General features: G+C 55.6%; 15 protein-coding genes, 1 tRNA gene and 1 other RNA gene. All 17 read left to right on the top strand.

The genetic code is table 11. The features are described 5' to 3' along the window. Positions 1-70 precede the first annotated feature (70 nt). The 17 genes from CHU32_RS12580 (at position 71) to CHU32_RS12495 (ending at position 23,314) form a co-directional block, all read left to right on the top strand. Entirely contained in the window at positions 71-772 is a 702-nt protein-coding gene (locus tag CHU32_RS12580; protein ID WP_103675866.1) for an autotransporter domain-containing protein, read from the top strand. Between the two features lie 291 nt (positions 773-1,063). Then, entirely contained in the window at positions 1,064-2,272 is a 1,209-nt protein-coding gene (locus CHU32_RS12575) for an L-lactate MFS transporter (protein ID WP_103675976.1), read from the top strand. Positions 2,273-2,497: 225 nt separating this feature from the next. After that, positions 2,498-4,180 carry a kdo(2)-lipid A phosphoethanolamine 7''-transferase gene (gene eptB / locus CHU32_RS12570; RefSeq protein ID WP_103675865.1) on the top strand — a complete coding sequence of 561 codons (1,683 nt, stop codon included), beginning with the start codon at positions 2,498-2,500 and terminating at the stop codon, positions 4,178-4,180. 91 nt (positions 4,181-4,271) lie between these two features. Continuing rightward, a tRNA-Pro gene (locus CHU32_RS12565) sits at positions 4,272-4,348 on the top strand. A gap of 32 nt (positions 4,349-4,380) precedes the next feature. Then, positions 4,381-4,514, top strand: a non-coding RNA gene (locus CHU32_RS12560) — RtT sRNA. Between the two features lie 913 nt (positions 4,515-5,427). Next, a complete protein-coding gene (gene dppA, locus CHU32_RS12555; RefSeq protein ID WP_103675864.1) occupies positions 5,428-7,035 on the top strand; it encodes a dipeptide ABC transporter periplasmic-binding protein DppA in 1,608 nt (535 codons plus the stop codon). 189 nt (positions 7,036-7,224) lie between these two features. After that, complete coding sequence (gene dppB, locus CHU32_RS12545; protein WP_103675862.1) at positions 7,225-8,244, top strand: dipeptide ABC transporter permease DppB; 1,020 nt, start codon at positions 7,225-7,227, stop codon at positions 8,242-8,244. 9 nt (positions 8,245-8,253) lie between these two features. Further along, on the top strand, positions 8,254-9,156 hold the full coding sequence (gene dppC, locus CHU32_RS12540) for a dipeptide ABC transporter permease DppC (RefSeq protein ID WP_103675861.1): 903 nt from the start codon (positions 8,254-8,256) through the stop codon (positions 9,154-9,156). A gap of 10 nt (positions 9,157-9,166) precedes the next feature. Beyond that, a complete protein-coding gene (gene dppD, locus CHU32_RS12535) occupies positions 9,167-10,150 on the top strand; it encodes a dipeptide ABC transporter ATP-binding protein (protein WP_103675860.1) in 984 nt (327 codons plus the stop codon). Then, positions 10,147-11,160 carry a dipeptide ABC transporter ATP-binding subunit DppF gene (dppF, locus tag CHU32_RS12530; RefSeq protein WP_103675859.1) on the top strand — a complete coding sequence of 338 codons (1,014 nt, stop codon included), beginning with the start codon at positions 10,147-10,149 and terminating at the stop codon, positions 11,158-11,160. The genes dppD and dppF overlap by 4 nt, the downstream gene beginning before the upstream one ends. Positions 11,161-11,739: 579 nt before the next feature. Then, entirely contained in the window at positions 11,740-12,414 is a 675-nt protein-coding gene (locus CHU32_RS12525; protein ID WP_103675858.1) for a cellulose biosynthesis protein BcsO, read from the top strand. Further along, the gene (gene bcsQ, locus CHU32_RS12520; RefSeq protein WP_103675857.1) at positions 12,405-13,208 is read left to right on the top strand and encodes a cellulose biosynthesis protein BcsQ; all 804 of its coding nucleotides are present in this window, start codon (positions 12,405-12,407) and stop codon (positions 13,206-13,208) included. Before CHU32_RS12525 ends, bcsQ begins: the two co-directional genes overlap by 10 nt. A gap of 17 nt (positions 13,209-13,225) precedes the next feature. After that, positions 13,226-15,340, top strand: coding sequence for a UDP-forming cellulose synthase catalytic subunit (gene bcsA / locus CHU32_RS12515; protein ID WP_103675856.1), 2,115 nt, complete (start codon positions 13,226-13,228; stop codon positions 15,338-15,340). After that, positions 15,337-17,805, top strand: coding sequence for a cellulose biosynthesis cyclic di-GMP-binding regulatory protein BcsB (gene bcsB / locus CHU32_RS12510; RefSeq protein WP_103675855.1), 2,469 nt, complete (start codon positions 15,337-15,339; stop codon positions 17,803-17,805). Before bcsA ends, bcsB begins: the two co-directional genes overlap by 4 nt. Then, entirely contained in the window at positions 17,792-21,835 is a 4,044-nt protein-coding gene (locus CHU32_RS12505) for a cellulose biosynthesis protein BcsC (protein WP_103675854.1), read from the top strand. Before bcsB ends, CHU32_RS12505 begins: the two co-directional genes overlap by 14 nt. Then, positions 21,835-22,302: a cellulose biosynthesis protein BcsD gene (gene bcsD / locus CHU32_RS12500; protein ID WP_176691647.1), complete on the top strand. Its 468-nt coding sequence runs from the start codon at positions 21,835-21,837 to the stop codon at positions 22,300-22,302. Before CHU32_RS12505 ends, bcsD begins: the two co-directional genes overlap by 1 nt. A 13-nt stretch (positions 22,303-22,315) precedes the next feature. After that, entirely contained in the window at positions 22,316-23,314 is a 999-nt protein-coding gene (locus CHU32_RS12495; RefSeq protein ID WP_103675852.1) for a family 8 glycosyl hydrolase, read from the top strand. The last annotated feature ends 87 nt before the right edge of the window (positions 23,315-23,401 follow it).

Here is a 23,401-nt window from a genome sequence, read left to right as displayed (position 1 = left end):
ATGGCGTCTTGTTTCCCCACAAACAACATCAAAAAAATCGCCGAATTCGGCTCTTCCAGGAGTCGCTTTGATGATAATAAAAAAGCACAGTGGTCGCCGGAGCGTGATGCTCCTGGCCGCTGTGTCTGTATATTCACTCTGGACAGACACAGCACAAGCCTGGCAACAGGAATATATCGTTGATGACCAGCAAAGTAATACGACTGAACGCTATACATGGGATAACGATCACCAACCTGATTACAATGACATTCTCGCCGAGCGGATTCATGCGGCACAAAATATGCCCGGTCTGGCCGTTAATCTACCGGACAGCACGCCGCTGGACGCGACCAGTTCAATGAGTCTTGGCTGGAATATCGCCCTGCGTGAGAACGTCACTACCGGGCCAGTGGCCGCGTGGCATTACGATGGTTCTTCTTCATCTATCTACAACGAATTTGGCGATAGCGTGGTGAACCAGGGGCTTGACGCGCTGTGGCACGCCAGCGTCAGCTCCCTCGGCTGGCGCGTGGATTCACGCTTTGGCGATCTGCGTCCGTGGGCGCAAATCAGTTATAACCAACAGTATGGTGATAATCTGTGGAAGTCACAATCGGGGCTTAACCGCCTGAGCGCGTTCGATCAGGAAGGCAACTGGCTGGACGTTACCGTGGGTGCGGATATGCTGCTGAATCAGCACCTGGCGGCGTATGCCGCACTGTCGCAGGCTGAGAATACTAACGTGGGCGCGAACTATTTGTATACGATGGGCGTGAGCGCGCGATTCTGAGCTCAGACCTGCCGGGCGGCACTGCGTTTGCCCGGCCTACAGGTTGCTGCGGCGTGAACACCCGTCCTTAAGTTGTGTCCTCCGTAGGCCTGGTAAGCGCAGCGCCACCAGGCAGGTAGCCGCAATGCAGCAACGTTGGCATCACCTGCATGCAATGCCGTTCATTCTGCGTTTAATGCCATTCATTCCGTTCCTGCTGCACTTCATGCCGTTTTCCCCCAGGTATTGAAAGGACTTCGCTATCGTTGATGGCAGTGAAATCCTTCAATTTTGATGACCTGGACGCTTGCCATGAACACATCAACCCGTAATCGTACCCGCTGGTTAACCTTACTCGGCACTATCATCACCCAGTTTGCGCTGGGATCGGTCTATACCTGGAGCCTGTTTAACGGCGCGCTCTCCAGCAAACTGGATGAGCCGGTAAGCCAGGTCGCCTTTTCGTTTGGCTTGCTAAGCCTCGGTCTGGCGCTTTCTTCTTCCGTTGCCGGAAAACTTCAGGAACGCTTTGGCGTAAAGCGCGTCACTATGGCGTCAGGCATCATGCTCGGTGTTGGCTTTTTCCTCACCGCCCATTCTGACAACCTACTGATGCTGTGGCTTAGCGCCGGGCTGCTGGTGGGGCTGGCAGACGGCGCAGGCTATTTGCTGACCCTCTCCAACTGCGTGAAATGGTTCCCGGAGCGTAAAGGCGTGATTTCTGCGCTGGCGATTGGTTCTTACGGTCTGGGCAGCCTCGGCTTTAAGTTCATTGACAGTCATCTGCTGGAAACCGTTGGCCTCGAAAAAACCTTTATGATTTGGGGCGCGATTGTACTGGTGATGATTGTTGCCGGTTCCACCCTGATGAAAGATGCGCCGCAGCAAAGCGTGAAAACGGTGAACGGCGCGGTGGAAAACGACTTTACCCTCGCCGAATCCATGCGCAAACCGCAGTACTGGATGCTGGCGGTGATGTTCCTTACTGCCTGCATGAGCGGCCTGTATGTGATAGGCGTTGCGAAAGATATCGCGCAGGGCATGGTGCATCTGGACGTTGCTACCGCTGCTAATGCGGTGACCATCATCTCCATTGCTAACCTGAGCGGTCGTCTGGTACTGGGCATCCTGTCCGATAAAATCGCCCGCATCCGGGTGATCACGATAGGTCAGGTAATTTCACTGGTTGGCATGGCGGCATTACTGTTCGCGCCGTTAAATGAAGTGACATTTTTCGCTGCCATTGCCTGTGTGGCCTTTAACTTCGGCGGTACGATCACCGTCTTCCCGTCGCTGGTCAGTGAATTCTTCGGCCTTAACAACCTGGCGAAAAACTATGGTGTAATTTATCTGGGCTTTGGGATCGGCAGTATTTGTGGCTCCATCATCGCCTCGCTGTTTGGTGGCTTCTATGTGACTTTCTGCGTGATTTTTGCGCTGCTGATTCTGTCGCTGGCGCTGTCAACAACCATTCGCCAGCCGCAGCGTATGACCTGGCATGGCGCTCAGGCGACATATTAAGGTTATTAATTAAAGCAGTTACTTAGCCTGCTAATCTATCTCACTGATCTGACCGACTATTTTTGTAAATAATTGGTCAGATCACATTTCTCCTGGACACTTTTTCCTTCCCCTGTGGTCTACTTAGCCGCGCTTAGCAGTTTCTAATAACAGAGATGATGCGCTTTCTTTAGCCTGCACGCGGTGCAGGCTGATTTATGAGTCCCTTTTTCCCAGGGTTTTTGCATGAAATACATTAAAGTGATGTCTCAGCAGATGCTGAGCCTCCTGCTGGCTATCTATATCGGCCTGTTTATGAATTGCGCAGTTTTTGTCCGTCGGTTCGACAGCTACGCAGAATCATTTACGATCTGGAAAGGATTGGCGGCGATTGTTGAACTGGTCGCCACCGTGCTGGTGACCTTCCTGCTCTTACGAATTCTCTCTCTCCTCGGCCGTCGCGTCTGGCGTATCCTCGTGACTCTGCTAGTGCTCTGCTCGGCTGGTGCCAGCTATTACATGACTTTCCTGAACGTGGTTATTGGCTATGGCATTATTGCCTCAGTTATGACGACGGATATCGATCTGTCAAAAGAAGTGGTTGGCCTGCACTTCATTTTGTGGATGTTCTTTGTCAGCATCGTGCCGCTGATTTTCATCTGGAGTAACCGCAGCCCTTATACCCTTATGCGGCAACTGCGCACGCCGGGCCAGCGGGTAGGCAGCGTGGCGGCGGTGCTGGTTGCCGGATTGCTGGTCTGGGGGCCAATTCGCCTGCTGGATATTCAGCAGAAGAAAGTCGAGCATCAGACGGGCGTGGATTTACCGAGCTACGGCGGCGTCGTCGCCAACTCCTACCTGCCGTCAAACTGGATTTCCGCGCTGGGGCTGTATGCCTGGGCGCAGGTCGATGAATCCTCGGATAATAAGTCGCTGATGAACCCGGCGAAAAAATTCACCTGGCAGGCACCGAAAGATCTGGATGACACATACGTGGTTTTCATTATCGGTGAAACAACCCGCTGGGATCATATGGGCCTTTTCGGTTACGAGCGTAATACCACACCGCGCCTGGCCCAGGAGAAAAACCTGGCGGCGTTTCGCGGTTATTCCTGTGATACGGCCACCAAACTCTCTCTGCGCTGTATGTTTGTGCGGGAAGGCGGCGCGGCAGATAATCCGCAGCGCACGCTAAAAGAGCAGAACGTCTTTGCGGTGCTCAAGCAACTGGGTTTTAGTTCCGATCTCTACGCAATGCAGAGCGAAATGTGGTTCTACAGCAATACGATGGCGGACAACATTTCCTACCGCGAACAGATTGGCGCGGAACCGCGTAACCGGGGCAAGCCGGTTGACGACATGCTGCTGGTGGATGAAATGCAGCGCTCCTTGCAGGACAATACTGAAGGTAAGCACCTGATTATTCTGCATACCAAAGGCTCACACTTTAATTACACGCAGCGTTATCCGCGTAGTTTTGCGCAGTGGAAACCGGAATGCATGGGCGTGGACGGTGGCTGTAGCAAAGCGCAGATGATCAATTCCTTTGATAACTCGGTCAGCTACGTTGATTACTTTATTAGTAAAGTCATCGACCAGGTGCGGGATAAAAAAGCCATTGTCTTCTACGCTGCCGACCACGGTGAGTCGATCAACGAGAAGGAACATCTGCACGGCACCCCACGTAATATGGCCCCACCGGAGCAGTTCCGCGTGCCAATGATGGTGTGGATGTCGGATAAGTATCTGGAAAATCCGGACCATGCACAGGCAATGGCGCATATGAAGGCTCAGGCGCAAATGAAAGTGCCGCGTCATCATATTGAGCTGTTCGATACCATTATGGGTTGTCTGGGCTATACCTCGCCGGACGGCGGGATTAACGAGAACAATAACTGGTGTCGTTTACCCACAACCGCTAAGAAATAAGCGGTCAGGCCAGTTTCTCGCCGATCGAATGGCTTTTTTTAGCTAAGGGATTGACGGGCACCTGGCCGCGCAGTAAGATGCGCCCCGCATTCGGTGATTGGCGCAGCCTGGTAGCGCACTTCGTTCGGGACGAAGGGGTCGGAGGTTCGAATCCTCTATCACCGACCAAATTTGAAAAGCCTGCTCCTGAGCAGGCTTTTTTGCATCTGGAGTTTGAGAGGATGAGAACCTCCGGGGGCATGGAGGTTCGACCCGAGCGAAGCGAGAGAACGTTGCGCAGCAACGACCCGCAGGGCGAGCCACGTAGTGGCGAGTCATCCTCTGGCACCGACCAAATTCAAAAAACCTGCTGACAAACTTTATACCGTGGAATTATGCCTGGCGGCGCTGCGCTTGCACAGGCCTACGGATTACGCATAACGTATTGATGTTTATATTTTTCGTAGGCCGGGTAAGGCGAAGCCGCCACCCGGCAAAACGGCGAACACAGTAGCAAAACAGGTTTGCCATCAACTTCAAAAGCCTGCTCTTGTTGCATCCGGAGCCAGAGAGAATGCGAACCTCCAGAACGGTGCGATTTGGGTAACCCGGCCTGTCTTTGCCGCCCATTTTTTGCGAGATTCAGCCCGCCATCACCTTTTCTGCTCGGATTATGAAACGTGCCTTTAACTATGGCGCAACAACCCGTTAATTAGTTATCACAATCGCCCGGTAACTCCCACTGCCGCCTGTCGATTTTGTGACATAATCCATTGTATTTTTTTATATATGCATCAACCTTTTTTCGCGTTACTTATGGATAACCTCAGCATTTTCCGCTGTGCGTTTTAACGTTCGCGGTATTAATCGCTCAGATAATCGCCATTTTGCAAGAAATTTTTCTTAATATGTTTAAAAGTTAACATCTGCTTTACAGGTTATAACCAGCACAATCCTCTGCATCATTGGCCTTAGCATAAATTTCCCTGCTGAAAATAGTGGCTTGAACTTTTTTTAATCTTTGTTTGTTAATTCTCATCCCTGATGTAAATCCTGGTTACCTGTATTGACGTTTTGACATTCTGTTGACAGATTGTAGGCCATGAGGGGCATTTCACGGACGATCTGTACTGCTACTCAGTCAATCGATTGCACGGATTCTCCCACTCTTATTGCTACTGACCAGACCGGTGAAATTATAAATAAAGGCTGGCGGTATGGCCCCGTTGCAGGGGTAAACACAACACACATCACATTGGAGCAGAAGAATGAGTATTTCCTTGAAGAAGTCAGGGATGCTGAAGCTTGGTTTGAGCCTGGTAGCTATGACTGTCGCAGCAAGCGTTCAGGCGAAAACGCTGGTGTATTGCTCAGAGGGTTCTCCTGAGGGCTTTAACCCGCAGCTTTTCACCTCTGGTACCACCTACGATGCCAGCTCTGTACCGATTTATAACCGTCTGGTGGAATTTAAAATCGGCACCACCGAAGTTATTCCTGGCCTGGCGGAGAAATGGGAAGTCAGCGAAGACGGCAAAACCTATACTTTCCACCTGCGCAAAGGCGTGAAATGGCAGGACAGCAAAGATTTTAAACCGACGCGTGAGTTCAACGCTGATGACGTCGTGTTCTCGTTCGATCGCCAGAAAAATGAAAGCAACCCGTACCACAAAATTTCGGGCGGCAGCTATGAATACTTCGAAGGCATGGGCCTGCCGGAGTTAATTAGCGAAATCAAAAAAGTCGACGACAATACCGTTCAGTTTATCCTGACGCGTCCGGAAGCGCCGTTCCTTGCGGATCTGGCGATGGACTTCGCGTCTATCCTGTCGAAAGAATACGCCGATAACATGCTGAAAGCCGGCACGCCGGATAAAGTTGACCTGAACCCAATTGGTACCGGTCCTTTCCAGCTCCAGCAGTACCAGAAAGACTCGCGTATTCTGTATAAAGCGTTTGAAGGTTTCTGGGGCACCAAGCCGCAGATTGACCGTCTGGTGTTCTCCATTACGCCTGACGCCTCGGTGCGTTACGCGAAATTGCAGAAAAACGAATGCCAGGTCATGCCGTTCCCGAACCCGGCTGATATCGCGCGTATGAAGCAGGACAAAAATATCAACCTGATGGAGCAGGCTGGCCTCAACGTTGGCTATCTCTCCTATAACGTTGAGAAAAAACCGCTGGATAACGTGAAAGTGCGTCAGGCGCTGAACTACGCGGTGAACAAAGACGCGATCATCAAAGCGGTTTACCAGGGCGCAGGTGTGGCAGCGAAAAACCTGATCCCGCCGACCATGTGGAGCTATAACGACGACGTTAAGGATTACACCTACGATCCGGAAAAAGCCAAAGCGCTGCTGAAAGAAGCGGGCATGGAAAAAGGCTTTAGCATCGATCTGTGGGCAATGCCGGTACAGCGTCCGTACAACCCTAACGCTCGCCGTATGGCTGAGATGATTCAGGCGGACTGGGCGAAAGTCGGCGTGCAGGCGAAGATCGTGACCTACGAGTGGGGCGAATACCTGAAACGTGCGAAGTCCGGCGAGCATCAGACCGTCATGATGGGCTGGACCGGCGACAACGGGGACCCGGACAACTTCTTCGCCACGCTGTTTAGCTGTGATGCGGCGAAGCAGGGGTCGAACTACTCCAAATGGTGCTATAAGCCGTTTGAAGACCTGATCCAACCGGCGCGCGCCACCGAAGATCACAACAAACGCGTTGAGCTGTACAAACAGGCTCAGGTGGTGATGAACGAGCAGGCTCCGGCACTGATCGTCGCTCACTCCACCGTGTATGAGCCAGTGCGTAAAGAAGTCAAAGGTTATGTTGTTGATCCGCTGGGTAAACACCACTTCGAAAACGTGTCTGTCGAATAATTAAAAGTATCAGGGGCGCAAGAGCGCCCCATGCCCGGCGGCGCTGCGCTTGCCCGGTCCTGTGCATACAGGCCGGGTCGGCGCAGCGTCACCCGGCAGCAGTGCTTCATTCCTGTAAAAGGGGATGAGATTTGTGAGCAATACAGACGTCTATCTCCAGGTAAGACGTCATTACAGAGAATCCGGGTTATGTTGCAGTTCATCCTCCGACGTCTGGGACTTGTGATCCCGACGTTTATCGGTATTACCCTTCTCACCTTTGCCTTTGTCCATATGATCCCCGGCGATCCGGTGATGATCATGGCAGGTGAGCGTGGTATTTCCCCTGAGCGCCATGCGCAGCTGCTGGCTGAACTCGGCCTGAATAAGCCGCTGTGGCAGCAGTATCTCAATTATATTTGGGGCGTGATGCACGGTGATTTAGGCATCTCGCTGAAAAGCCGCCTTCCGGTGTGGGAAGAGTTCGTGCCGCGTTTTAAAGCGACGCTGGAACTCGGCGTCTGCGCAATGATTTTTGCCGTCGCCGTCGGTATTCCGGTGGGCGTGCTGGCCGCCGTGAAGCGTGGATCTATTTTTGACCATACCGCCGTGGGCCTCGCGCTGACCGGTTATTCGATGCCGATTTTCTGGTGGGGCATGATGCTGATCATGCTGGTCTCGGTCCAGCTCAACCTGACGCCGGTGTCCGGGCGGGTGAGCGATATGGTGTTCCTCGACGACTCCAACCCGCTCACCGGCTTTATGCTGATCGACACCGCCATCTGGGGTGAAGAGGGCAACTTTATTGATGCGCTGGCGCATATGGTTCTGCCTGCGATGGTGCTCGGCACCATTCCGCTGGCGGTGATCGTGCGTATGACCCGCTCCGCCATGCTGGAAGTGCTGGGTGAAGATTATATTCGTACCGCGCGCGCCAAAGGCTTAACGCGGATGCGCGTCATCATCGTTCACGCCCTGCGTAACGCGATGCTGCCGGTGGTCACGGTGATTGGTTTGCAGGTGGGGACGATGCTGGCAGGGGCGATCCTGACCGAAACTATCTTCTCCTGGCCCGGTCTGGGACGCTGGCTGATCGATGCGCTGCAACGCCGCGATTATCCGGTGGTGCAGGGCGGCGTACTGCTGGTGGCGACGATGATTATCCTCGTCAACCTGCTGGTCGATTTGCTGTACGGCGTGGTGAACCCGCGTATTCGTCATAAGAAGTAAGGGGCCGTCATGTCACACGTTACTGAAAATAAAGTTATCGCTGCACCCGTACCGATGACGCCGCTCCAGGAATTCTGGCACTACTTCAAGCGCAATAAAGGCGCGGTGGTCGGCCTGGCGTATGTCGTGATCGTGGTCTTAATTGCTATCTTCGCCAACTTCGTTGCGCCGCATAACCCGGCGGATCAGTTCCGCGATGCGCTGCTGGCTCCACCGGTATGGCAGGAAGGGGGAAGCTGGACGCATATCCTCGGCACCGATGACGTGGGCCGCGATACGCTGTCGCGCCTGATGTACGGCGCGCGCCTGTCACTGCTGGTCGGCTGTCTGGTTGTTGTGCTGTCGCTGATTATGGGCGTGGTGCTGGGTCTGGTGGCGGGCTACTTTGGCGGCATTATCGACAATATTATTATGCGTATCGTCGATATCATGCTGGCCCTGCCGAGCCTGCTGCTGGCGCTGGTACTGGTCGCCATATTCGGCCCGTCGATAGTGAACGCCTCGCTGGCGCTCACCTTCGTGGCGCTGCCGCACTATGTCCGACTCACCCGCGCTGCGGTGCTGGTCGAAGTGAACCGCGATTACGTCACCGCTTCACGCGTGGCGGGGGCGGGTGCACTGCGTCAGATGTTTGTCAATATTCTGCCTAATTGTCTCGCGCCGCTGATTGTTCAGGCGTCGCTCGGCTTTTCTAACGCCATTCTCGATATGGCCGCCCTTGGCTTCCTCGGCATGGGTGCGCAACCGCCAACACCGGAGTGGGGCACCATGCTCTCCGACGTGTTGCAGTTCGCACAAAGTGCCTGGTGGGTCGTGACCTTCCCGGGTCTGGCGATCCTGCTGACGGTGCTGGCATTTAACCTGATGGGTGACGGTCTGCGTGACGCGCTCGATCCCAAACTGAAGCAGTAAGAGGTTCGAGATGGCGTTATTAAATGTAGATAAATTATCGGTGCACTTCGGTGAAGAAGATTCACCGTTCCGCGCCGTCGATCGCGTGAGTTATAGCGTGAATCAGGGCGAAGTGGTGGGCATTGTTGGTGAGTCAGGCTCCGGTAAATCAGTCAGCTCGCTGGCGATTATGGGGCTGATTGATTACCCCGGCCGGGTGATGGCGGAAAATCTGGAATTCAATGGCCAGGACTTAAAGCGAATCTCTGAAAAAGCGCGCCGCAGCCTGGTGGGCTCTGAAGTGGCGATGATTTTCCAGGACCCGATGACCAGCCTTAATCCGTGCTACACCGTTGGTTTCCAGATTATGGAAGCGATTAAGGTGCATCAGGGTGGCAATAAGAAAACACGCCGCCAGCGGGCTATCGACCTGTTGAATCTGGTGGGTATTCCCGATCCGGCTTCGCGCCTCGACGTTTACCCGCACCAGCTTTCCGGCGGGATGAGCCAGCGTGTGATGATCGCCATGGCGATCGCCTGTCGGCCAAAACTGCTGATCGCCGATGAACCCACTACCGCGCTGGACGTGACGATTCAGGCGCAGATCATCGAATTACTGCTGGAGCTTCAGCAGAAAGAAAACATGGCGCTGATCCTGATTACGCACGATCTGGCGCTGGTCGCGGAAGCGGCGCATAAAATCATCGTAATGTACGCCGGCCAGGTGGTCGAAACCGGCGCGGCAACGGAGATTTTTCGCGCCCCGCGCCATCCATATACCCAGGCGTTACTGCGTGCGCTGCCGGAGTTCGCTCAGGACAAAGCGCGGCTGGCGTCGCTGCCGGGCGTGGTGCCGGGGAAATACGATCGTCCCAACGGCTGTCTGCTGAACCCGCGCTGCCCGTATGCGACCGATCGCTGCCGCGCCGAAGAGCCTGCGCTGAATACCGTTGATAACGGTCGTCAGTCAAAATGTCACTACCCACTCGATGATGCCGGGAGGCCCACACTATGAGTACGCAAGAGGCCACCCTGCAACAGCCCCTGTTGCAGGCAATCGACCTGAAAAAACACTATCCGGTGAAGAAAGGACTGTTTGCCCCGGAACGGCTGGTAAAAGCGCTGGACGGCGTGTCGTTTAACCTGGAGCGTGGGAAAACGCTGGCAGTGGTCGGGGAGTCCGGCTGTGGCAAATCCACGCTTGGCCGTCTGCTGACGATGATCGAAACGCCGACCGGCGGGGAACTCTATTTTCAGGGGCAGGATCTGCTTAAACACGATCCGCAGGCGCAAAAACTACGTCGGCAGAAAATTCAGATCGTCTTTCAGAACCCTTACGGTTCACTGAACCCGCGTAAAAAGGTCGGGCAGATTCTGGAAGAGCCGCTACTGATTAACAGCGAGCTGAGCAAAGCCGAACGCCGTGAAAAAGCGCTGGCGATGATGGCGAAAGTCGGCCTGAAAACCGAGCATTACGATCGCTATCCGCATATGTTCTCCGGCGGACAGCGCCAGCGTATTGCGATTGCCCGCGGTCTGATGCTGGACCCGGACGTGGTGATTGCCGATGAGCCGGTCTCCGCGCTGGACGTGTCGGTGCGTGCCCAGGTGCTGAACCTGATGATGGACTTGCAGCAGGATTTAGGTCTGTCCTACGTTTTCATCTCGCATGACCTGTCGGTGGTCGAGCATATTGCGGATGAAGTGATGGTGATGTATCTCGGCCGCTGCGTGGAGAAGGGCACTAAGGAGCAGATTTTCTCGAATCCGCTGCATCCGTATACGCAGGCGCTGCTTTCCGCGACGCCGCGCCTGAACCCGGACGACCGCCGCGAGCGCATTAAGCTGACCGGCGAGCTGCCCAGCCCGCTGAACCCACCGCCGGGCTGCGCGTTTAACGCCCGCTGCCGCCGTCGCTTTGGCCCGTGCACCCAGTTGCAGCCGCAGCTTAAGGAGTACGGCGGTCAACTGGTGGCCTGCTTTGCTGTGGATCAGGATGTGAACGGCGAAAAGCCAGTCGTATAATTTGAACAAGAGACCAGCGTCGTGCTGGTCTCTTTTATTCCCGCATTTTCTTTCCTCTTAGCCCGTGCCTCTGTTTTGAATCAGCCCCCATAAAGCCATCTGTCCGACAGACAGCGCAGAGCCTGACCGTTATTCTCGATAATGACGGGCGACCCGCAGTGGGCAAGACTGCCTGTAGTAATGCACCAGGTTATTGATATACCAGGATTTGTAGGCCGGGTAAGCGCAGCGCCACCCGGCATATTGCGCACAGAGCCGAAAATCTTTCTACAGAGATCCATTATTAATAGTGGGCTAAGTAAAATCGCAGATGAGCTATTTTTAAAATACGTATTATCTATTAGATACAGCACCCGTTTTTACGGGAGAAATTTGCCAGCGCTACGGCTAATATGGTAATGGTGCAGCTCATTAACGTGCTGATAACTAAAAATGATTGCGCTTATTAATTATATAATCAGACAGACTTTTAGCGTGCGAAGTATTCCTAAAACAGTAAAGTCATCTATGCTGTAAATGAACGGATGCGCAATAAGAGAAGCGGGAATCAATTAATGTTTTTAAGTCATGGTGTTAGCGATGAATCATTATGATGACTTGCAGCGGTTTAAGGATAAAACCCGCTCGCAATTAGAGAATTATAAAGACTTATCTGCGCAGTCATCTGCCGAGGAACGAGGAGACTGGGCGCTCATCAATCAATTATCGCCGACCCGCCAGGAGCCGGATCTGGCGATGGGTGGCCATGTCTCGTCGCCGGTGCCAAAAACCGTGGCGGCCCATGTTTTTAGCTCGCCGCACGTGTCGCCGCTACAGGCCAGCGCGTCTGACCACGCTGCGCCTCAGCCGCATACTCTGCCGCCGCTGATGCAAAGCGTGGCCAGGCTGTCGCCAGCATCCCCTCAGCCGTCGCAGTCGGAAGCCGTAACGGCGACTCCCGCCGCGCCGTCATCCGTTTCTATTGCGAAAACCTTTGCCAGCCCGCCGCCGCCCGTAGCGGAGCCTGTTGCTCGTCCATTGTCGCCTGTTGACCACCCGCAACCGGTGGCTAACGCGCCAGTGCCGCAGCCTGAGCCGCCAAAAGCGCCGCCCGTTGCCCGGCCGGCCGTCGTCACGCCACCGCCTGAGTCGGTGAATTATTCCCGTCTGTTTGCGCCGAAAACGGCTGAGCCGCCCGCTCCGGACGAGAAAACCAATGAAGAGAAGGCGCTGCCTCTCAAATCACTGTTAGAAAGGATTGCTTCATGCCGTTGATCTGTGTGTGTTCACCCAAAGGGGGCGTAGGGAAAACAACCCTTGCGGCAAACCTGACCTATGCGCTGGCGCGCTCGGGAAGCAAGGTACTGGCGATTGATTTTGATATGCAAAACGCGCTGCGTCTGCACTTTGGCGTTCCGCTATCTGATGAGCGCGGCTATGTGGCGAAATCCGCAGAATCGTATGACTGGGGCCAGGATGTATTGACCGCCGGTGGCAATATTTTTGTCCTGCCTTACGGCGATGTGAGCGAAGAACAGCGGCTGACTTTTGAACACAATCTTGCCACTGACGAACATTTTCTGGCGCGCGGTCTGGGTTCGCTGCTCAACTATCCGGGACTGGTGATTGTAGCGGATTTTCCTCCCGGTCCGTCAGCGGCACTCAAGGCGATTACCCCGTTTGCTGACATGCATCTGGTGACGCTACTGGCCGATACCGCATCAATGTCCCTGCTTCCGCATATTGAAAACCAGCGTTTAACCGGCGGCGAGCTTAATCATAACCACGGCCACTTTTTCGTTATCAACCAAAGCGATACGCGCCGTCAGATTAGCCGTGACGTCACTGCTTTTCTTGAAGAACGTTTGGGCGAGCAATTATTAGGCATTATTCACCGCGATGAAAGCGTGTGCGAAGCCAATGCCTCACAAAAATCCATTTTTGACTTCAGCCCTTCGTCGGCGGCGGCATTCGATATCGAAATCATTGCCAGAAAAATCGTTGCCAAATTAGGGATTAATGTTGGTGATGGCACTGTGCATAACGTGTCACGTAAATCCGGGCTTTAATTTATTCAGGACGACCTATGAAAAAGTTCCTGTTTTATATGCTGGTACTGGCGCTAGCGCCGGTTGCCTTGTTGGTGATCGTGACGCCGATGGATAGCCAGAAACAGTATATTTTTGGGCTGTTGAGTATTGGCATACTGTTTTTAATGGGATTCAGTAAACGACGCAGTATTTCCGTCATCATGGTGGTGATGTCATTACTGATGTCCACCCGCTATATGTATTTTCGTCTGACGCAAACCCTGCATTTTAATTCCGAGATAGAGGCTATCCTCGGGATGGGATTATTTCTTGCGGAAGTCTATATCTGGGTGATGCTTCTGCTCAATTATCTGCAAACCGTCTGGCCTTTAAAGCGCGAAATTGTTCCTCTGCCTGATGATATGTCGTTATGGCCGACGGTCGATGTCTATATTCCGACCTATAACGAACCGCTGGAAGTGGTGCGTGACACTGTGCTTGCGGCGCAATGCATTGATTATCCGAGAGATAAGATAAAAATCTATCTGCTGGATGACGGCAGCCGCCGGGAGTTTGCCGTGTTCGCCCAGGACGTCGGCGTCGGGTATATCACCCGTACCGAACATAACCATGCCAAAGCAGGCAACCTCAATCACGCGATGAAAATCACCCAGGGCGAGCTGATTTGCGTGTTTGACTGTGACCACGTAGCAACGCGAATCTTCCTTCAGGCCACCGTCGGTGGGTTCCTGAAAGATCCAATGCTGGCGCTGGTACAAACGCCGCACTACTTCTATTCCCCGGACCCGTTTGAACGTAACCTGTCGGTCGGACGTAATATTCCCAATGAAGGGATGCTGTTCTATGGCCCGATCCAGCAGGGCAACGATAACTGGAACGCCACCTTCTTCTGCGGCTCCTGTGCGGTGATCCGCCGCAGCGCGCTGGAAGAGATTGGCGGGTTTGCGGTGGAAACCGTGACGGAAGACGCCCACACCGCGCTGAAAATGCAGCGTCGCGGCTGGAAATCGGCCTTTGTTGATATTCCGCTGGCGGCCGGGCTGGCCACGGAGCGTCTGGTACTGCATGTGATCCAGCGTACCCGCTGGGCGCGCGGTATGACGCAGATTTTCCGCGTGGATAATCCGCTGTTCGGGCGCGGACTGACCTTCCAGCAGCGCCTGTGCTACCTCAGCGCCATGCTTTATTATCAGTTCGCCATTCCGCGCGTGGTGTTTGTCACCGCGCCGCTGGCTTACCTGCTGTTTAACCTGAATATTATTCACTCTTCGGCCAGTCTGATTTTAGCCTACGCGCTGCCGCATTTATTCCTCGCGATCTATGTAGGGTCGCGAATGAATGGTCGCTATCGTTACAGCTTCTGGGGCGAAATCTACGATATCGTACTGGCATTCCACCTGATCCTGCCGACGCTGGTGACGATGGTTTTCCCGAAGCGCGGCAAATTCAACGTTACCGATAAAGGCGGCTTGCTGGATGTCGGCTATTTCGATTTCAGCGTGGTCAGACCGCATCTGGTGGTGGCTTTTCTGCTGGCGGTGGCGGTAATTGCCGGTATCGTGCGGGCGTTTGCCCATGACTTCTTTACCGCCGATCCCAGCGTTATTGCCCTGAACATCGGCTGGGGCGTCTATAGCCTTATCTTCCTGCTTGCGGCCATTGCCGTGGCCCGCGAGACGCGGCAAACGCGTAAAACCATCCGCATTGAGGTCACCATTCCGGTGCTGATCCATTATGCCAGCGGCTTTGTTACCCGCAGTCAGACGGCAGATCTCTCCATGGGTGGCTGTCGCATCTCGATTGTGGACGATCGCCATACTCACGATGAGATCGAAGAGATCGAGCTTATTCTGGAATCCGGGGCGATAACCATTCCGGCGAAGCTGGTGGCGGTTGATAACCACTTTATCCGCGTCATGTTTGATGAAGATATCCCGCTCTCCCGACGTCGCGAGCTGGTCCGCGTGGTGCTCTCACGTGCCGATGCATGGATTAACCCGCCGCGTCAGCAGGATAACCCGTTCCGTTCGTTCGTGACGATCCTGCGCTGCGTATTTGAACTGTTCTGGCTGACATGGAAATCGCGCCGTAGCCGTCGACGCCATCGCGCGGCCGCTGCGGCGGTCGCAAAGGAGGATAGTCGCGTATGAAGCGATTCACGACGCTGGCACTGATCATAGGGACGTTGTTTGTGCCCGTGCTCCACGCAGAGGAGACGGAAACTCAACCCACGCCGCCGCTGAATTTCCCGCTACCCGGCTCAGAGACGGCCCCGGCAGATACTAACGCTGCGTCTGCCGACGCGGCCGCGCCTGCGGCGGATACGCCGTCCGCAGCACAGGAAACGAGCGCGCCCGCCACGTTGACGCCAGGGGGATCAAACACACCTGACGCAGGTAGCGCATCTAATGCCCCGCCTGCAATGCCGCCCACAACCACTACGGCTGGGGGCTTTATGCCTCCGGCAGACAGCAGCCTGACCTTTGCGCAAATGGGTAGCCCACAAGGGATTTCCCTTAGCGGCGGGCAGTTGCAGGGTGGGATCGACTTTACCCTTCCCGGCGACCGGGTAATTACCAGCGCGCAGCTTGCGCTGGATGTCAACGTTTCCCCGGAAATGGCGGCACGCAACGCGACGTTGCAACTTCAACTTAACGGCCAGCCGCTGGGCAATGTGCCACTTAGCGCAGCGGACAATAATGTCTCGCACTTTGAGCTGGATATTCCGGCGGCGCTAATGGTCTCCAGTAATAACCTGAGCTTTAAGATTAACGATGGCGACGCCCAGCAGTGTCTGCGCGATATCAGCAATAAATATCAGGTCGTCATTCTGCCCACCTCGCGCTTCCAGCTTGAAGGGCAGCAGCTGGATATTGGCTCCGACCTGAGCCATTTTCCGAAGCCATTTTTCGACAGTCAGCAGATGACGCCGGTTAACCTGGCCTTTAGTTTTCCGGCAAAACTAACGCCAGATGCGGTCAGCGCCGCAGCACTGATTTCGTCATGGATGGGGATGCAGGCCGATTATCGCGGTATTTCGTTCACCGCGCTGAGTAATCGCCTGCCTGAACAGCACGGCATTCTCGTCGGCCATCCTGGTGAGCAGATCGGTGGGTTAACGCTGCCGCAAACGAACGCGCCGCTACTGAAAATTATCGATAACCCCATCAACCCGGTGTATAAATTGCTGCTGGTCGTCGGCAAAGATGATTCTGCACTGCGGGCAGCGGCCTGGCGGCTGGCGAAAGGCGATTTCCCCGGCCAGACGGCGAGTGCCGAGGTTGAAGCGCAGGCGATCCCCACCAGTAAACCGTATGATGCCCCGCGCTGGATCTCCACTTCCCGCCCGGTAAAGCTCTCGGAGCTGATCCGCAAAGATCAAAGCACGACGGTCTCTGGTGTCTGGCATGCGCCGCTCCAGGTGGCGTTTCGCGCCGCGCCGGATCTCTACTTATGGGACGGCGAAACCATTCCGCTGCACATTGGCTACCGCTTTCCGTCTGAAACCTGGATCGACGAAGAGAAATCGCGTCTGAGCGTGACGCTGAACAATACCTTCCTGAGCAACCTGCCCATGAACAAGCAGGGCTTTCTCGAAATGCTGTGGCGTAAAGCGGGCGGCGATGCGCGTCAGGAGAAAGTGACCATCCCGCTGGAGCCGTATTTGATTTACGGTGATAACCAGCTTTCGCTCTACTTTAACGTAGTGCCGAAGGAGACCGCGCCCTGTAGCGTGCTGCTCAATAATAATATCAAGAGTCGTCTCAACGAGGACTCATGGATTGATTTGAGTCACACACAGCACTTCTCAATGTTACCGAACCTTTCCTATTTCGTCGGTGCCTCGTTCCCGTTTACTCGTCTGGCAGACTATTCGCAGACAGTAATGCTGCTACCGGAGACGCCGTCGGAAACGCAGGTAGCGATGCTGCTGAATCTCGCAGCGCGTTCTGGTAATGCAACGGGGATGGCGCTGGCCAATAACCGTGTGGTGCTGGGGCTACCCGGCGGAGGCACCAATCTTGAGTACTTACGCCAGCGCGATGTACTGGCCGTAGGCGGTCTTGATCAAAAAGCCTTTATTCAGGGACTCTTGTCGCAATCGCCGTATATTGCGGGTGACAGTACGCTCGGCGTTCGTCCACCCACGCCGTGGCAGAAAGTTCAGCGCTGGCTGCTGGGCGACTGGTCTACGGACAATATTGATGCCGACCGCTACTTCTCCTCAAACGAGGCGTGGCGTGGCTTTATCAGCTATCGCTCACCGTGGAACCCTGAACGGCTGGTGGTCGCTGCCGTGGGCAGCAATGACGATCAGTTGGCCCGTTTACCCGACGATCTGAGTTCATCACGCATCAACGCAGGCATTCGCGGCGATACGTCCATTATCACCGACGAAAACGGCGTTCGCAGTTTCCGGGTCAGCACCCAGTTCCCGAGCGGGCAGATGCCTGGCTACATGATGGCTATCTGGTATGCGAACCAGTATTCAGCGCTGCTGGCGATTGTGGGACTTATTGCTGCCTCTATTCTCGGCGTGGCACTAACCGCCATGTTCAGACGGCATGCCCGGAAACGTCTTTATTCAGGGAGCGACCACAATGATAAAACATGATCCGGGCCGCCGTTTATCTACGCTGTGCCTGACGGGCATTCTGACGCTGGGTACGGTGGGCGACGCGCTGGCGGCACCCAACGATGCGGCATTGAACGCGCTCTTTGAGCAGGCAAAATACTGGCATGAGCGATCGCATGACGAGCTGGCGATGGAATCGCTCAGGAAAGTGCTGCTGGTTGATGCGAATAACACCCAGGCATTGTATCTGATGGCGCTGTGGACACAGCAGCGCGGCGATACACAAGCCTCGGCACAGTGGCGAGCGCGTCTGGAAAAAGCCTCGCCGGGCGACGCCGGGCTGGAAGCGTTATCGAATGCCCGTCAACTTTCTGCGGTGCCGCAGGGGCAGCTTAACCTTGCGCGTCAGCAGGCACGCAGCGGCAATATTCCTGCCGCGCTGGCCACCTGGAAAAGTATGTTCAACGGCGATACTCCGCCGCAAGGGATTGCGGCAGAGTATTACCTGACCATGGCGAGCGACAAAGCGCTTTATCCGCAGGCGGTGAGCGAGTTGCGGCGTTATGTGGCGCAACGTCCGCAGGATAATGCTATCCGCGTGGCGCTGGGTAAGGCGTTAACCTGGCGGGAGGAGACCCGCCGGGAAGGGATGGACATGCTGGAACCGTTGGCCAGCGGGGATAAAGAAGCAGATAACGGCCTGCGTCAGTCGCTACTGTGGCTCGGCGTGGCGCAGGGCGATCAGCATTATTACGATAACTGGCTGCGCCGCCATCCGCAGGATACGGAGGTACAAAAATACTTCCGCGAGCGTATTGGCGGCATTGCCAAAGGGGAAGGTTACACCGCCCTTAACAGCGGTAACGTTGACGCGGCAAAGCAGGAATTCGAGCAGGTACTGCAAACCAATCCGGCCGATGCCGACGCGCTGGCGGGCATGGGCTACATCGCCCAGCGCAGCGGGGATTATCAGGCGGCGGCGCAGTATCTTAACCGGGCCGCCAGCCAGGGCGGCGACGCGGCAGACGAGCGGAAAACCCAGGCGGATGACGCGCAGTTTTACGGCCAACTGGCGCAGGCTCAGCAGGCATATAAGCAGGGCAATATCAGTCAGGCGCTGGCGCTCTCCGCGCCGCTGGCCCAGCAGAGCGGCGAGCGCGGCATCGCAGGCAAACTGTTCCGCGCTGACGTTTTGCGCCAGAACAAAGACTACGCGCAGGCTGAACAAACCCTGCGGGCGGCACTGAACGATCAGCCGCAGAACGCGGCGGCGCGGGAGAACCTTTACTACGTGCTGCGCGATCAAAACAAAACGGCGGAGGCGCAAACGGTGCTGCGCACGCTACCGCAAAATCTTCAGGCCCGGCTTCAGCCGCGTGTTGTCACCGGCGTACCGGGCGATGCGATTCGCCGTCAGGCGCAGCAGCAGGCCGCAGGCGGTAACGTTCAGCAGGCGATCGCCACCCTGCGCCAGGGCGTGGCGCGTAATCCTGATGATTTCTGGCTGCGTCTGGATCTGGCGCGGCTGCTGCAAAAATCCGGTGGCGAGAATGAAGCCGCGGCGGTGATGGCTCCGGCTTATCGCGCGGGAGCGAATGCCAACGCCTTGTACGCGGCGGCGCTGTTCTCCAGCGAAAACGGCGCGTGGCAGCAGGCGCAAACGCTGCTCTCCCGCATTCCGGCCGCCAGCCAGAACACGCAGATGCGCGATCTGCGCCAGCGGGTGAACTACAACATGCAGATTGCCATGGCGCAGAACTACCTGGCGCAGGGCAATTCCGTGGCGGCGATGAACACGCTGAAGGCACTCTCGTCGCAGCCGCCGAAAGATCCGGCGGATGTCGGCAAGCTGGCGCGGCTGCTGGCGCAAAGTGGCGATATCACCACCGCCGTCGCGCTGGTGCGCAACAATATTAATGCGGGGGTTCAGGGCGGCGCGGGCGACTACGCCGATCAGGTGACGGTCCTGAATCAGGCGGGGCTGACCAGCGAGGCCCAGGCGCTGTTAGCGAATCCGACGCTACAGGCGCAAAGCACGCCGACCCAGCTTGCCAGCCTGCAAAATGGCTATGTGGTTAACGACGCCGATCGCCTGCGCGAGCAGGGCAACTATGCGGCAGCTTACGACAAGTTGATTCGGGCGCTGCAACAGGACCCGCAAAATACCGACTTGATGTTCGCGATGGCGCGGCTCTATCAGAGCGGCAAAATGAACAAAGAGGCCGGGGTGGTGTACGACTACCTGATCACCCGCGATACGCCCGACCAGGCAGCGCGTGCCGGAGCCATTGACGTAGCTTTGTCTGAGGGCGATAACGATCGCGCAGAACAACTGGCGCGCGGATTGCGCAACGACAATACGCCGGATCGCCTGATCCTGCTTTCCCGCGTGGAAGAGGCGCAGGGCAATCATCAGCGGGCGCTCACTTACCTGCGTAGCGCGCGTGGCCGGGTATTGGGTTTACAGACCACCAATAGCTCAGCCACCCCGAGCGTCGGCGGCCTGCTGGCGGCGGATAACCCGTTTGTCGGCACATCACGCCTTCAGCCGCAGGCGCGTAGTGCCTCGACCTACGGACGCACCTTGCCCTGGCAGGTGGGCGCAGTCTCTACCAGCGAAACGGATCTGGCACTGCCGGGCAGTCAACGCACTGATTTACCTGTTGAAACGGCGCAGAACCGCACGCTGCGGCAAATTGATACCATGATGGAGCAACTGGAAGAGAAAACCGGCACCTGGATGCAGGGCGGGGTTGAAGTGCGCAGCCGTGATGGTGAAACCGGCACCAGTAAGCTGACCGAAGTGAAAGCGCCGCTGACCTGGTCTTCCTCGCCGTTTGGCGAGTCGCGCTTTGAATTCACCGCCACGCCAATTACCCTTAACGCGGGCAGCGCTTCGGGCGATGCCTGGCGGCGTTATGGATCGAACCCGCTGGCGAATGCGGTCTCTAATATCGCCGCCACGGCGGCCAGCGAGCAGCAGGCGATTGCGGCGATGACTGAAGCGCAGCAGACCGCCTATTTTGCCAGTAATCCGGGCGCTCAGTTTTTGAGCACTCTGGGCACGATCGATGCAGCCACGCTCAACCCGACCACCAGCGCGGGAATGGAAAATCTGGCGCGGCTGGGTAGTTATGATTCAGGTCAGGTGGCGAGCTACCTTGCTGCGTCCAGCCTGAAGCCAAATGTGAACGAGTCGGGTGATTCCTCAACCGACTCGCAAAAGGCTAACGGCGTTGAACTTAGCATGGCGCTAAGCGGCGATCAGTATCGGGTCGATATCGGCAGTACGCCGCTGGGCCAGGATATGAACACCCTGGTGGGCGGCGTCAAATGGTCGCCTAAGTTAACGAATTATCTGTCGTTGATCCTCACCGGCGAGCGGCGCGCGTTGACCGACAGCCTGCTGTCTTATGTCGGCGCGAAAGATTCGTACTCCGGCAAACGCTGGGGGCAGGTGACGAAAAACGGCGGTACGCTGCAATTAAGCTATGACGACGGCGACGCAGGCTTCTACATCGGCGGTGGCGGCTATAGCTATCTTGGTGAAAACGTTGCCAGCAACACCAGCGTCAACGCCAGCGCGGGGGTTTATCTGCGGCCCTTCCATGACGACTACAGCCAGCTTCAGACCGGTTTAAGTATGAGTTATATGGACTTCTCGAAAAACCTGAGCCAGTTTACCTATGGTCAGGGCGGGTATTTCAGTCCACAAAACTACGTCAGCGTTTCACTGCCGGTCGATCTCACGCAGAAATACGATAACTGGACCCTGAGAGTGGGCGGTTCGGCGGGTTATCAGTCTTATACCCAGGACAGCAGCGACTACTTCCCGACGCAATCCGGCTGGCAGCAGCAGCTTGAAACGGCGGTGGCAAATGGTTTTGCAAAGGAAGCGCGGTATAAAGCCACCTCGGAAAATGGACTTGGCTATACGGTACGGGCAGGTGCTGATTATAAAGTAAACAAACAGATGCGTATTGGTGGTCAGGTTGGCTATGATACGTTCGGCGATTATAACGAAAGCACTGCCGGGCTATGGTTCCGCTATATGTTAGGGAATGAATAATGGATAACAATACTGCGCTAAAGGCCTATTTCCAGCAGCAACAAACGCCGCCAGGCTGGTTTGATCTGCTGACCATTATGATTGACGGCATGATCCGCAATGCGGGTGAACGCGAGAGTCAGCCGTTTCTGCGCCAGATGGGGGAAACGCTGGCGGATGCGTTCCCGCTTCCCGAAGCGCAGACGCTGGGCGATCTGGAACAGAATATCAATCATCTGCTGGCGACCTTTAACTGGGGCGTGGTGGCGGTGAGCGTCGGCGAACTGGGGCTGGTGGTCCGCCATCAGGCGCTCCCGGTCAGCCGTAATGAAGACCAGCAGGTCCGCTGGTGTAACGCTTTTTGTGCGATACTGGAAGGACTTTACGCACGCTGGTTACAGGGACAAGGCGGCGAAGCGCACCTGTTGTTTCAGCGGGAGCAGCTTTTTTCCGTCGATGACGTCCAGTTCCGTTATTTTAATCCGTAATGATGAGTGAATTATGGTTTTGCGAACGCTATCCGCTGTTGTGGTCATGACCGCGCTGCTGTTTACTTCTCTCGCTCAGGCCGATACCGCCTGGGAGAGCTATAAAGCCCGTTTTCTGATGCCGGATGGACGCATTGTCGATACCGGCAATGGCAATGTCTCGCATACTGAGGGGCAGGGTTACGCCATGCTGATGGCCGTCGCCAATAATGACCGCCCGGCGTTTGATAAGCTCTGGCAGTGGACCAACGGCCATTTAAAAAATAAAGAGACCGGGCTATTTTACTGGCGTTATAACCCGGTTGCGCCCGATCCGATTGCTGATAAAAACAATGCGTCGGACGGCGATGCGCTTATTGCCTGGGCTTTGTTGAAGGCGCAGCAGCGCTGGCAGGACAGCAGCTATGGTACGGCCTCAGACGCTATCACTCAGGCATTAATTAAATATACGGTTATTGAGTTTGCTGGTTATCGCGTCATGCTGCCGGGGCAAAATGGTTTTGATTTGAATACCCGGGTTAACCTCAATCCGTCTTATTTTATTTTTCCCGCCTGGCAGGATTTTGCCCGCCGCAGCTATCTTAAAGTGTGGCAGGAACTGCTGCGCGACGGGCAGACGCTGGTCGGCAAAATGGCATGGGGCGAAGCACAACTGCCAACCGACTGGGTGGCGCTTTCCGCTGACGGCAGCCTTAGCCCGGCGCAGGAATGGCCGCCGCGTGTCAGCTACGATGCGATCCGCATTCCGCTCTATATTCGCTGGCAGAATGCGCAAAGCCCGCTTCTACAGCCCTGGCGGCAGTGGTGGAAACAGTTCCCGCGCCAGCAGACGCCCGCCTGGATTAACGTGGTGAACGGTGAGCGTGCGCCGTATAACATGAATGCGGGACTGCTGGCCGTGCGTGATTTGACGATGGGAGAGAGTCAGTCAGAACCGCAGATCACAGCCCAGGACGATTACTACTCCGCCAGCCTCAAAATGCTGGTCTGGATGGCCGCAAAAGGCAATTAAGCCGCCGGTAACAGTGGCAATGTTCCGCATTTTCTGACCAGCAAATGCGGATTCGTCGCGTTCTCTCTCTCATTTCCTTTCGATCGG

Origin of the sequence: Superficieibacter electus, assembly GCF_002915575.1 — a bacterium.
Lineage (GTDB): Bacteria > Pseudomonadota > Gammaproteobacteria > Enterobacterales > Enterobacteriaceae > Superficieibacter > Superficieibacter electus.
This window is presented reverse-complemented; position numbering and strand designations above follow the sequence as displayed.

Bases quoted from the DNA above. Each gene is read 5' to 3' on its own strand.
- CHU32_RS12575 (WP_103675976.1), top strand. From the start codon at position 1,064: ATGAACACATCAACCCGTAATCGTACCCGCTGGTTAACCTTACTCGGC.
- bcsA (WP_103675856.1), top strand. From the start codon at position 13,226: ATGAAAAAGTTCCTGTTTTATATGCTGGTACTGGCGCTAGCGCCGGTT.
- dppF (WP_103675859.1), top strand. From the start codon at position 10,147: ATGAGTACGCAAGAGGCCACCCTGCAACAGCCCCTGTTGCAGGCAATC.
- dppD (WP_103675860.1), top strand. From the start codon at position 9,167: ATGGCGTTATTAAATGTAGATAAATTATCGGTGCACTTCGGTGAAGAA.
- CHU32_RS12505 (WP_103675854.1), top strand. From the start codon at position 17,792: ATGATAAAACATGATCCGGGCCGCCGTTTATCTACGCTGTGCCTGACG.
- eptB (WP_103675865.1), top strand. From the start codon at position 2,498: ATGAAATACATTAAAGTGATGTCTCAGCAGATGCTGAGCCTCCTGCTG.
- CHU32_RS12495 (WP_103675852.1), top strand. From the start codon at position 22,316: ATGGTTTTGCGAACGCTATCCGCTGTTGTGGTCATGACCGCGCTGCTG.
- CHU32_RS12525 (WP_103675858.1), top strand. From the start codon at position 11,740: ATGAATCATTATGATGACTTGCAGCGGTTTAAGGATAAAACCCGCTCG.
- CHU32_RS12580 (WP_103675866.1), top strand. From the start codon at position 71: ATGATAATAAAAAAGCACAGTGGTCGCCGGAGCGTGATGCTCCTGGCC.
- bcsB (WP_103675855.1), top strand. From the start codon at position 15,337: ATGAAGCGATTCACGACGCTGGCACTGATCATAGGGACGTTGTTTGTG.
- bcsQ (WP_103675857.1), top strand. From the start codon at position 12,405: ATGCCGTTGATCTGTGTGTGTTCACCCAAAGGGGGCGTAGGGAAAACA.
- dppC (WP_103675861.1), top strand. From the start codon at position 8,254: ATGTCACACGTTACTGAAAATAAAGTTATCGCTGCACCCGTACCGATG.
- dppA (WP_103675864.1), top strand. From the start codon at position 5,428: ATGAGTATTTCCTTGAAGAAGTCAGGGATGCTGAAGCTTGGTTTGAGC.
- dppB (WP_103675862.1), top strand. From the start codon at position 7,225: ATGTTGCAGTTCATCCTCCGACGTCTGGGACTTGTGATCCCGACGTTT.
- bcsD (WP_176691647.1), top strand. From the start codon at position 21,835: ATGGATAACAATACTGCGCTAAAGGCCTATTTCCAGCAGCAACAAACG.